The sequence below is a fragment of the Micromonospora sp. NPDC049171 genome (assembly GCF_040648275.1).
In the GTDB taxonomy this organism is placed as follows: domain Bacteria; phylum Actinomycetota; class Actinomycetes; order Mycobacteriales; family Micromonosporaceae; genus Micromonospora.
Window position 1 is genome coordinate 141,772 of record NZ_JBEZDJ010000011.1, and the last position, 11,062, is coordinate 152,833.

General features: G+C 72.2%; 10 protein-coding genes and 1 pseudogene. 2 read left to right on the top strand and 9 right to left on the bottom strand.

Annotated elements, in window-relative coordinates:
• Positions 1–39: 39 nt before the first annotated feature.
• From AB0B14_RS16150 to AB0B14_RS16170, 5 genes and pseudogenes are all read right to left on the bottom strand, one after another.
• Positions 40–588, bottom strand: coding sequence for a YbaK/EbsC family protein (locus AB0B14_RS16150; RefSeq protein ID WP_357522864.1), 549 nt, complete (start codon positions 586–588; stop codon positions 40–42).
• 95 nt (positions 589–683) lie between these two features.
• The gene (locus AB0B14_RS16155) at positions 684–878 is read right to left on the bottom strand and encodes a hypothetical protein (RefSeq protein ID WP_357066201.1); all 195 of its coding nucleotides are present in this window, start codon (positions 876–878) and stop codon (positions 684–686) included.
• Between the two features lie 75 nt (positions 879–953).
• Entirely contained in the window at positions 954–1,607 is a 654-nt protein-coding gene (locus tag AB0B14_RS16160; protein WP_357066198.1) for a GAP family protein, read from the bottom strand.
• A gap of 51 nt (positions 1,608–1,658) precedes the next feature.
• Entirely contained in the window at positions 1,659–3,047 is a 1,389-nt protein-coding gene (locus AB0B14_RS16165) for an MFS transporter (protein WP_357066195.1), read from the bottom strand.
• A 58-nt stretch (positions 3,048–3,105) separates the two neighbouring features.
• Positions 3,106–3,422 (bottom strand): annotated as a pseudogene (locus AB0B14_RS16170) (hypothetical protein).
• A 162-nt stretch (positions 3,423–3,584) separates the two neighbouring features.
• Between AB0B14_RS16170 and AB0B14_RS16175 the strand changes: the two are divergent.
• A complete protein-coding gene (locus AB0B14_RS16175) occupies positions 3,585–8,027 on the top strand; it encodes an HAD-IC family P-type ATPase (RefSeq protein ID WP_357522865.1) in 4,443 nt (1,480 codons plus the stop codon).
• Positions 8,028–8,057: 30 nt separating this feature from the next.
• Here AB0B14_RS16175 and AB0B14_RS16180 read toward each other — a convergent pair whose 3' ends face one another.
• Positions 8,058–8,432: a YciI family protein gene (locus AB0B14_RS16180; protein WP_357066189.1), complete on the bottom strand. Its 375-nt coding sequence runs from the start codon at positions 8,430–8,432 to the stop codon at positions 8,058–8,060.
• 104 nt (positions 8,433–8,536) lie between these two features.
• Entirely contained in the window at positions 8,537–9,511 is a 975-nt protein-coding gene (locus tag AB0B14_RS16185; RefSeq protein ID WP_357522866.1) for a DUF6461 domain-containing protein, read from the bottom strand.
• Positions 9,512–9,646: 135 nt separating this feature from the next.
• Here AB0B14_RS16185 and AB0B14_RS16190 point away from each other — a divergent pair, with 135 nt between their 5' ends.
• Entirely contained in the window at positions 9,647–10,084 is a 438-nt protein-coding gene (locus AB0B14_RS16190; RefSeq protein WP_357066184.1) for a DUF4259 domain-containing protein, read from the top strand.
• A gap of 33 nt (positions 10,085–10,117) precedes the next feature.
• Here the strand turns inward: AB0B14_RS16190 and AB0B14_RS16195 are convergent, their stop codons facing one another.
• Complete coding sequence (locus AB0B14_RS16195) at positions 10,118–10,717, bottom strand: hypothetical protein (RefSeq protein ID WP_357522867.1); 600 nt, start codon at positions 10,715–10,717, stop codon at positions 10,118–10,120.
• 104 nt (positions 10,718–10,821) lie between these two features.
• Positions 10,822–11,062: hypothetical protein (locus AB0B14_RS16200; protein ID WP_357522868.1), on the bottom strand; the 241-nt coding region annotated here is incomplete at its 5' end.

Below are 11,062 nucleotides of genomic sequence, written 5' to 3' on the forward strand. Positions count from 1 at the left end.
CGATGTTTCACGTGCAACAACATCGATGCCGGTCCATACTCAGGCTGGCCTGGCCAGCCCCTCCACCACCTGCGCGCCGGGCAGTGCGCCCAGCGCCGGCCCCGGCAGCGCGATCTTGCTGTGCCGTACGCCGGAGCCGATGATGACGTGCGGGGTGGCGATGACCCGGGCGTCCACCAGGATCGGCCACTGTGCGGGCAGCCCGATCGGGGTGATGCCGCCGTACTCCATCCCGGTCAACTCGACCGCGTCGGTCATCGGGGCGAAGCTCGCCTTACGGACGTCGAGCGCCCGGCGGGCCACCCCGTTGACGTCCGCCCTGGTGGTGGCCAGGACGATGCAGGCCGCGTAGCGGACCACACCCTCACGCTTGCCCGCCACCACGACACAGTTGGCCGACACGTCCAGCCCCACCTCGTACGCCGCACAGAATGCCGCGGTGTCGGCGAGCTCCGCGTCGATCGGCGCGACCAGCACGTCGTTGACGTCCACCGGCGCGTCCGCGGGCCACTGCGCGATGACCTCCGCCACCGGCGCGGCGAGCAGGTCGAGGCGGGCGCGGGCGGGTTCGGTCTTCAGCGTTCCCATCACGGGTGCGATCCTCGCATCCGGCACGCCGAACCGCCCGGCGGCTCCCGGGTCGTCCCGCGACACCGCCGGCCGGGGCCGGACCGATCCGGTGCTCAACTGCCGGCGAGGAAGGCGTTGTCGCGCAGGAAGGAGCGGTCGCGGGCCGCCGCCAACTCCTCCTCGCGCCGGGCCCTGGCTCGTTGCAGCTCCAGGTCCTCCATGGCATGCCGGACACCCAGCCGGATCACGCCGTAGAGGAAGACGAAACCGAAGACGTAGAGGATCACCGTGGTGACGACAACGAACATGCCGTCACCGTAAGACGAACGTGAACCGCTGTTGCTCTCATCTCCGCCCGGTTCCCCCGTACGTGTCTGCCCGGCTCACCCCGAGCGGATCAGGTCCAACACGGTCAGCAGCGCGAAGAACGCGATCACGATCTCGTTGACGATCCAGGCGTGCCCCTCGGCCCACTCCCGCATCCGGGTCAGGGTCCGCGCCGCCCGGGCTCCGAGCAGCAGCAACGCCAGCAGCGGCAGTGCGAGCAGAAGCACGGTGAGCAGCACGAACGGCACCAGGTGCCACCACGGCAGGTTGTGCCGGGCCACGCTCGCCCCGACGGCGGCCATGGTCAGGTCGTCGGTCGGCGTCAGCACGAAGAGCAGCGCACCAAGTCGCAGTGCCGTACGCGGGTCGGCGTGCTCGATGCTGCCCAGCCACCTCGGCGGCCCGGACCGGTGCCGTCGTACCCACACCAGCACGGCCAGGCCGACCAGCAGGGCGAGAACCACCAGATCGATGGCGGGACCGCGATCGACCCTGCCGGCGACGGCACTCGCGTCGGCGGCCAGCCCGCCCACCCAACGGGTCAGCAGCCAGCTCACCGTCACTCCGGCCGTGACCACCAGCCCAGCCCCGGCGAGGAAACCCAGCGACGCCGCCCGGGGCCGGTCCGACGAGGCGAGGAAGACCGCCACCACCAGTTGGGTCCCGGCGACCATCACCACGGCGAGTGGCAGGACGGTCAGGAAGTTCATCGCCCGCCATCCTCCCGGCACCACCGGGCCGGACGCGGCCGAATCCTCGGATCACCCGCCCGGTCGCGCACTCCCACCCACCACGACGCGGCCGGCCAACAGCGCGCCGAGCAGCGCCAGGCCCGCCGTCACCGCCAGCGTCGCCGTGTAACTGCCCGGGCCCGGCGCGCTCCCCGCGGCCAGCAGGGCACCGGTCAGCGCGAGCACCGTCGCCGCGAAGAGGGAGTCGCCCAGTTGCAACGAGGAACTGTTGCGGCCCTGCTCGCCGGGGGCGGACAACTCCAGGGTGAGCACCGACAGCGACGGGTAGAGCAGCCCCATGCCGAGGCCTGCCACCGCCCAACCGACAACCGCGACGGCCACCGGAAGCTCGGGCCGGACGGCCAGCGCCACCGTGGCGGTGCCGACCGTGATGCAGCTCAGCCCGACACGCGGCAGGGTGGCCCGGGACGCCGGCACCGGGATCCGGCCCTGCAACCAGGAGCCTGCCGACCACGCCAGCGCGCCGACCGTGAGGACCAGCCCGGCGGCGGTCGGCGAGAGACCCCGCTCCCGGGAGAGCAGCAACGGGATGACCACCTCGGCGCCGACGAAGGCCGCCGACGCCAACCCGCGCAGCCCCACCACCGTGGGTAGCCCCCGGGCCGCCCGCAGGAACCCGGCCGGCAGCAGACGCGGGGCACACACCAACAGGCCGACCACGGCGAGCGCGACGAGCGTCAGGGCGGTGGCACCGCGCTGCTGCCCCCCGATGTGCAGCAGAGCGGCGCTCACCGCGGCCCCACACGCCCAACCGATCCGGCCCGCCGCGCCGGCCGGCGGCCGGGCCTCCGCGCTCCGCCCCAGCGACCGCAGGCCGGGGTGGATCAGCAACACCGCCGGCACCGCCACCGCCGGCACCGCGAGGAAGACCCAGCGCCACCCCAGGTGCTCCACGATCAGACCGGCCACCGCCGGACCCACGAGCGACGGTACGACCCACGCCGCCGCGAACGCGGCGAAGATCCGCCGGTGCAGCTCCTGCGGGTACGCCTGCCCGACGATCACGTACAGCGCCACCGACAGCAGCCCGGAGCCGAACCCCTGCACCACCCGCCCGACGACCAGCACACTCATCACGGGAGCGGTCCCGGCGATCAGCAACCCCACCACGAACCAGGCGACCCCGTGCCACATCGGGCCCCGAGGGCCCCGGGCGTCACACCAGATGCCGGACACCACCATGGCCAGCACACCGGTGGCGAACGGGCCACCGAACGCGATCCCGTACAGCGCGAGCCCGTCCAGGTGGTGGGCCACGGTCGGCATCGCCGTACCGACCGCCAACGCCTCGAACGCCAGCAACGAGATCAACGCGACGCTGCCCACGGTCATCGCCCGCAACCGAGGTGCGAACAGTCCCGGTGCGGTCGGTGCGGTGGTGGCGACTGTGCTCGGCATGACCCGAGCATGCGACTTGAACCTGGATTCAGGTCAATCGTCGGTGACCCGGCTCTCGTCAGGCATCCTGGAGCGCCTGCCCGACCCCGCGCACCAGTCCCGACAGGTGTTGGTCCGCCAGCAGGTGACCGGCGGTGATCACCAGGGCGATCGGCCACTCGATGACCTGCAGTGCGGCGAGGACACCGAGCCCCGCGTAGTAGGCGACCTTGTCCGGTGGCGGCACCGCCACATCGCCCAGCATCGGTAACGCCACCCGCCGGGTGTACATCCGAACGTTCTCGTGCGAACCGTTGAGATGTCGCGTCAGCGTGCTCATGCCGGCCTCCCCATGTCCGGTGAAGGTCGTCGGATTCCACGGCCCACCCCGTCCATGCGCCGGCAGCGGCGGAAAGTTCCACCACCGCAGGGGCATAACGGACGGCAGGTCGGGAAGCCAGGCCGCCGGACGTGAGCGCGCTGGGAGGACGACATGGGCAAGGTCAGGACCAGCAGCAACAGGGAGTCGGGCCAGCGTCCGTCCAGCCGTACGCCTCGATGACGGCGGCGGGTCGCGCAGCCAGCCGCATCCTGCCGTCCTTCGGCGTGCCGCACCTGGTCGGCGAGGCGTCCCGGACCGTCGGTTCGGCCGCGACCCGGCTGGCCCGCACGGCCGGGCTGACGCGGCGTCGGGTCTGGTCCCGACCGGGCCGACACCACATCGAGGTGCACGGCGTCTGCCAGGACGGCGGCAACAAACTGGCACGTCAGGTGGAGGGCGCGCTGGAGCGTCTGCCCGGGGTCGCCTGGGCTCGGGTCAACGCCCCGTCCGGGCGGGTGGTGGTTGCCGTCCAGGCCCCCGAGCCGGCACTGCGCGACCTGATCGCCACGATCAGCCGGATCGAGCAGACCTGCGACCACGAACCCGACCCGGAGATCCCACCGCCGCACCCACCGGAGGAGGGGCCGCGAACCCCCCGTACCCTCGGCGCACTCGCCTCGGACGCGCTCGGCCTGACCATCTCGGCGGCCACCCGGATCCTGCCGTTCGCACCGCTGCCCGGTGAGGTGGCCGGCCTGCTCTCCGCGATCGACCTACAACCGAAGCTGCACCAGTTCATCGGCAAACGGCTGCGCTCAGATCCCCGCGCCGACCTCCTCTTCCCGCTGGCCGAAGCGGTGGTGCAGGGCCTGACCGGCCGCTGGACCGGGATCGCCCTGGACGGCGCCCAACGGTTGGTGCAGTGGGGCGAGGCGCGGGCCCAGCTCGCGGCCTGGGAGCGGGCCGAGCCACGACTGACCGGCGACCCGGAACGAGCCACCGCCCGCTGGCCGGTCGTCGAGCGTCCCCGGCCGAAGCCGGACGGCCCGGTCGAGCGGTACGTCAACCGCATGCTCGCCGCGGGAGCGGCCACGGGTGTCGCGGCGATGCCGTTCGCCGGGCCGAAACGGGCCGCCGCGCTGGGCCTGTCCACCCTGCCGAAGGCTCCCGGCAGTGGACGCGAGGGGTACGCCGCCCACCTCGGCCGGATGCTGGCCCGGCGCGGAGTGATCGCGATGGACCGCAGCGTGCTGCGGGAGCTGGACCGGATCGACACGCTCGTGCTGGACGCCGCCGTGCTCGGCTCGGACCGGGGCGTACTCGCCGATCTGGCGCCGGCGCCCGGCGCCGACGTCGACCAGGTGGCGGAGCGGGCCTTCGCGCTGTTCGACCCGGACGACCCGGCCGCCTCGCGCACGGCGGACGGTTGGCGGCTCGGACCGCTGGACCAACTGCCCGGCAGCGACCCGAATGCCATCCCGGACGGCGACCGGCTGCGATCCGCCGGCGGCCAGCTACTCGGCCTCGCCCACGGCGACCGACTCGCCGCCCTGCTGCGGGTCGAGCCGGAACCCGCGCCCGGCGTCGACGGCCTCCCGGCCGCCGCCCGGCACGCTGGCCTGCGGCTGGTGGTGGCCGGCGGCGACGAGCAGCGGTACGGCTTCGCCGATGCGATGCTGCCCGGCGGAGACCAGTTGACCGAGTCGGTACGCGCGTTGCAGCGCGACGGCGCGGTGGTGATGCTGGTCTCGGCGGACCGCAGGGCGCTCGGCGCGTCCGACTGCGGTCTGGGGCTCGCCGCACCGGAGGCGCTGCCGCCCTGGGGTGCACACCTGCTGGTGGGTGTCGACCTGCGGGTGGTGGCCCTGGTGGTCGAGGCGACCGGGGTGGCCCGGCGGACAGCCCAGCAGAACATCCGGTTGGCCATGGCCGGCACCGGTCTCGGGGCGTTGGGGGCGTTCACCGCTCCGCCGACCCAACTGCCGCACAAGGCGCTCGTCGCGGTCAACGGCGCCGCCGGGTTGGCCTTCGCGAACGGGGTCTGGCAGGCCGGCCGGTTACACGACACGTCGGACACCCCGGCACCCGTGACGACCGCCTGGCATCTCATGCCGGTCAACACCGTGCTGGGCCACCTGCGCACCACCCCGGACGGGTTGGCCAGCGCGGAGGCGCAACGCCGGTACGACGGCTCGGTTCGCGACGGCCAGGCCGCACCCGGACGTGGCGGTCTGCTGCGCGCCTTCGTGGACGAGCTGTCCAACCCGCTGACCCCGGTGCTGGCCGCCGGGGCGGTGCTCTCCGCGTCGTTCGGCTCGCTTGTCGACGCCGCACTCGTGGGCAGCGTGGTCGGTGGGTCCGCCCTGATCGGCGCGGTGCACGAGCGCAACACGGAACGGTCGCTGGCGGAGCTGCTGTCCCGCTCGGCGGTGACGGCACGGGTCCGCCGGGACGGCGCCGAGCGCGTTCTCGCCGCCGAGGACCTGGTCCTCGGTGACGTCATCGCCCTGGAGCCGGGCGACTCGGTGCCCGCCGACTGCCGCGTACTCGACGCGGTGGGCCTGGAGGCGGACGAATCGTCGCTGACCGGTGAGTCGCTGCCGGTCGCCAAGTCCAACCGACCGGTGGTGGCCGCCGCCATCGCCGACCGACACTCCATGCTCTACGAGGGCACCACCGTCGCCGCCGGGCACGGCACCGCCGTGGTGGTGGCGACCGGATCGGACACCGAAGCTGGCCGCAGTTTGGCGCTGGTGCGACAGGCCCCGCCGACCAGCGGGGTGGAGGCCCGGCTCGGCTCGTTGACAAGCGCCGCCATCCCGTTGGCCGCCGGTTCGGCGGTGGCGGTGGCCGGCGCGGGCCTGCTTCGGGGCGTACCCCTGGCCGAAACGGCGGCGACCGCCGCGAACCTCGCCGTGGCGTCGGTGCCGGAGGGGCTGCCGTTCCTGGTCTCCGCGGCGCAGTTGGCCGCCGCCCGACGGCTGGCCGAGCACGGCGCATTGGTGCGCAACCCGCGCACCATCGAGGCGCTGGGTCGGGTGGACGTGCTCTGCTTCGACAAGACCGGCACCCTCACCGAGGGCCAACTGCTGCTCGCCGGGGTCGGTGACGGCGTCGGCGATCGGTACGCCCCGGTGGACCGGCTGGACGACCGACTCCAGTTGACGCTGGCCGCGGCCCTGCGCGCCACCCCCGCCGCGGCGACCCCGGAGGAGTTGGCGTTGCAGACCGACCGGGCGGTGCGGCGGGGCGCCGGAGTGGCCGGGGTGGTGGAGCAGACCGGTGCCCCCGGCTGGCGGGCTGCCGGTGGGCTGCCGTTCGAACCGTCCCGCGGCTATCACGCGAGCATCGGAGAGACCAACGGTCACCTGTTGCTGAGTGTCAAGGGTGCTCCGGAGACCGTGCTGCCGCGCTGTTCGACCCGGCGCACCGACGGCAGCCAGGAGCCACTTGACGACGCCGGGCGCGCGGAGCTGGAGCGGATGCTCGCCGACCGGGCCGGGGCGGGAAACCGGATCCTGGCCGTCGCCGAGTGCCAGGTGGACGACCCGACGGTGGCCGACACCGACGTCCGAGGGCTGACCTTCGTCGGTTTCCTGGCCCTCGCGGACGGGGTGCGGGAGAGCGCCGCTCCGGCGGTACGACGGATCCGACAGGCCGGCGTGCACACCATCATGATCACCGGTGATCATCCGGCCACCGCCGAGGCGATCGCGGCCACCATCAGCGAGCACGACGAACAGCGGGTGGTCACCGCCGGCGAACTCGACCAACTCGACGACGAGGCGCTCGCCGAACGGTTGGCCCACACCGACGTGGTGGCCCGCTGCACCCCCGCGCACAAGGTGCGGATCATCCAGGCGTTGCAGAAGTGCGGGCGAACCGTCGCAATGACCGGTGACGGCGCCAACGACGCCCCGGCGATCCGGCTGGCCGACGTCGGCATCGCCCTCGGCCAACGGGGCACCCCGGCGGCACGGGCCGCAGCCGACCTGGTGGTGACCGACGACCGGCTGGAGACCATCATCGCCACCCTGGTCGAGGGTCGGGCGATGTGGTCCTCGGTGCGACACGCGCTCAGCATCCTGGTCGGCGGCAACCTCGGCGAGATCGCCTTCAGTGTGCTGACCGCCGCGGCGACCGGCCGCTCCGCACTCACCGGCCGACAACTGCTGCTGGTCAACCTCCTCACCGACCTGGCACCGGCACTTGCCATCGCGGTCCGCCCACCCGCGTCGGACCGCACCGACACGCTCCTGCGGGAAGGCCCCGACGCGGCGCTCGGCGAGAGCCTCACCAGGGAGATCGGGCTGCGGGCGGCAGCGACCACGCTGGGCGCGACAGCGGGGTGGACGTTGGCCCGCTACACCGGACGCCGCCAACGCGCCGGCACCGTCGCCCTGGTGTCCCTGGTCGGCACCCAACTCGGCCAGACCATCCTGGCCGGCGGCACCAGCCCGGCCGTGCTCGCCTCCACGGCGGCGTCACTGGGCGTGCTCGTCGTGGTGGTACAGACGCCGGGCGTGAGCCAGTTCTTCGGCTGCACGCCGCTCGGGCCCGTCGGCTGGAGCATCGGGGCCGGCTCGGCGCTCGGCGCGACCTTCGCCAACGGCGCGCTCACCAAGCTGATGGAACACGTACCCCAGGCCCGGCCGGACACCACGCCCACCGACAGCTGAACCGGCTTCCTGGTCACCGGTGTGCTGATCTCACCCCCGACTGTCGGCCTCGCGGAGCAGCGCCTCTGTTTCGGGGTCAGGCATGAGCTCCCGGACCTCCTGCGGGCAGCGGCAGGCGACGGCGAGCTTGGCAGCCCACGTCAGCGCCTCCTCGCGCGTGGCCACGTCGACGACCGAGAACCCGCCGATGACCTCCCTGGTCTCCGGGAAAGGGCCGTCGGTGACCGTTCCGTCCGTGGCCACGACACTCGCCTGCTGCCGCTCGAGTCCGCCGCCGTACACCCACACGCCGGCGTTCACGGCCTCTTGGATCACCGCGTGCGCCGCCTTGCCCACGTCGGGCATCTCCTCGGCGGGGATGGGATCCATCGCGCCGTCATTGAACGAGATCAGGTACCGCGTCATCGATGACTCCCTTGTCCCGGAGGCCTCTTCCGGCCGCCCTCGCCTGTTCTACGAACGACCCATCTCGGATTCGACATCTCGGCTCGGTCAGGTTGGCGAGGAGGTCAGCTCTCCCGCACCAGGCGGTACAGGTCCCGGCGCAACACCGGCCAGTCGTCGGCGACCGCGTACCGAACGGCGTTCAGCGCTTCGACGGCCGCTACTCCCTTGCCCGTCGCCGCGTACAGGGCGTGGACGGCACTGGAGCAGGTTCGCACGTCGGCGCCCTGCGCCCTGAGGTGGCCGATCCTCAAGCGGGTCTCCTCGCCCAGGGTCAGGCCCTGCTCGACGGCCTCCACCGCCTGCCTCGCCAGATCGTCATCGCCAAAGGTGAACCGCGTCGTCACCGCCCGCACGGCAAGCGCCAACGCCGCCCGCCGCACCCACTCCGGCGCGGCCCGCAGTCGCGCGTCGAGATCGGGCTCGTCGTGACCAAAGTTCGAGGGCGGTCGCGGGTCCGGCGGGAACGCCCCAAGCCGCACCGTCACCCACGGCCCGGCCTGCGGATCCGGCCCCTCGTCGCCCATCCACTCCGCCGGCAGCCGCACGCCGGTACGCCGCTCGACGAACGCCATCGCCGCGGACGTCACATACTCGGTGCCCTGCGCGGCGCACACGTCGTCCAGGTCGTCGGCGAACGCGGACGGGTCAGCACCGTGCCGCCGGTCCGGGTCGTTCATGTCCATCCAGGCGAGCACCCTGCCGTACACCGCGTACGAGACGCCGCCGTTGCCGTTGATGGTCCACTCGACCGTGTGCACCCGCACCCCGTCGCTGAGCCAGCGCAGCACCTCAGGCCGGCTCAGCGCGCAGCCGTTGTCCTGAAACACCACCACATGAGGGCCGATCTGAGCCAGGTCGGCGATCTCGCCCGAATGGTCGTCACCCGGCTCGACACGCCTGGCCCGCAGGCGTTCGATCACTCCGTCGACAGTGGCCTCGGCACTCGCCGGCTGAACCACCGCCCAGCTCAGCCCCTCGGCGAGCCAGTCCCGATCAGCCAGGAAATCGTCGTAGTAGCGCACGGCGTCCGACACCATCCGAACACGATACGGCGATCACCGTCGATCGGCGGTCCCGCCCGGGGGCCGCGTCGGCTTCAGGCCTGTTCAGCCCCTTGCGTCCGCCCCTGCTTGCCTCCATGATCCGATCAACGGAACATCGAGGAGGAACACATGGGCGCCTGGGGTGACGGCCCGTTCGACAACGACAGCGCCGCCGACTGGTGCGGTGAACTCCACGATGCCGATCCGTCTACGCGGGCGGCAATGGTCCGCGCTGCCCTGACAACTGCGGCACTCAACACCGACTACCTCGACTACGACGATGCCGCCTCGGCCATCGCCGCGGCAGCGATCGTGGCGTCCCAGTTGCCCGGCGGCGACCCGATAACCTCGTCGTACGCGCCGGACTTCCTGCTCGCCGGCGAATCCCTCGACCTGGACGACCTGGCACAGCTGGCAGTCCAGGCACTCGACCGGGTCGTCGGCGACGACTCGGAGTGGCGGAGCCTGTGGGGCGAGGCGGGAGACGGTGAGTTCCCGCAGATCAACAAACTCCGCGCAGTGCTGACCGGTCCGCCCGAACTGCCCGGCCAGATCGCGCTGGTCTAGACCGCTGCCTCGGCCGTACTTCCCGAAATCGGACTAACCGCGACGATCTGGCCTGGCCTCACGTACCCACTTGTCGAAATCGTCAACGGTGCGCGCTCTGTGGTCGAGCACAGCCGTGTAGATGTCCCAGCTCCGCACCTGCTGGCCGTACTCCGCTCGACCGGCCCACGCGTCCTTGATCGTCAGGATCGCCTCGCGGCTCGAAGCGGTCAGCCGTTGCGGCAGCGTCCGCAGGTGCTCCAGGTCGGGCTGGCGTTCTGGCTCGTCGACGAACCAGATATCGACCGACCACATCTCGCCGAGCTGGCTGGCGCACCGCACTCGCAGATACAGGCCGTCGGGATAGGCAGGGTCGATGTTCCAGCGACCGGTGTCGTTGCGGAAAGTAACCTCACGTACTCGCTGATGTGTCGCGATCCGCGCGCCAGTCACCGCCACAGCCTCAGCGTCGAGCCGGGGAGAGACCACGGTGAGGTCAAGATCGCGCCACACCATCAGGCCGAGCGCGGCGCTGCCGACGCAGACAACCTCGCCATGGGCGGAGAGGTGAGCGTCCAGGCCAAGGTCGTCACGCACCTCCAACGCCTCGCTCTGCAGCTCGTCCTGTCGGCGCAGCAACTCGCTCATTCGCATCCGGGCGATGATGCCAGGCTCTGGCCGCATCCCCGCGGCTGCGGACCAGCCCGCCGTGCGGTACGGCGGGCCGATCCTGCGCCGCACGCCACTGGTACGTGACGCTACGACTTCTTCTTCCCGGCGGCCCCACCGCTGCCACCGGTCTTGGTGCTCTTCGTGCTCTTCGTGCTCTTCGTCGACGTGGTGGTGCCCTTGGCCGTCGGCTTGGCGGTGGCCGTCTTCCCCTTCGCCTTCTGCTGGTCCTGGTAGGCCTTCGCCTGCGCCTTGGCGTACGCGTCCCAACGAGCCGCCTCGTCCTTACGGCGCTGCTCGGCCTCACGTTTCTCCGCCGCACGCTTCTGC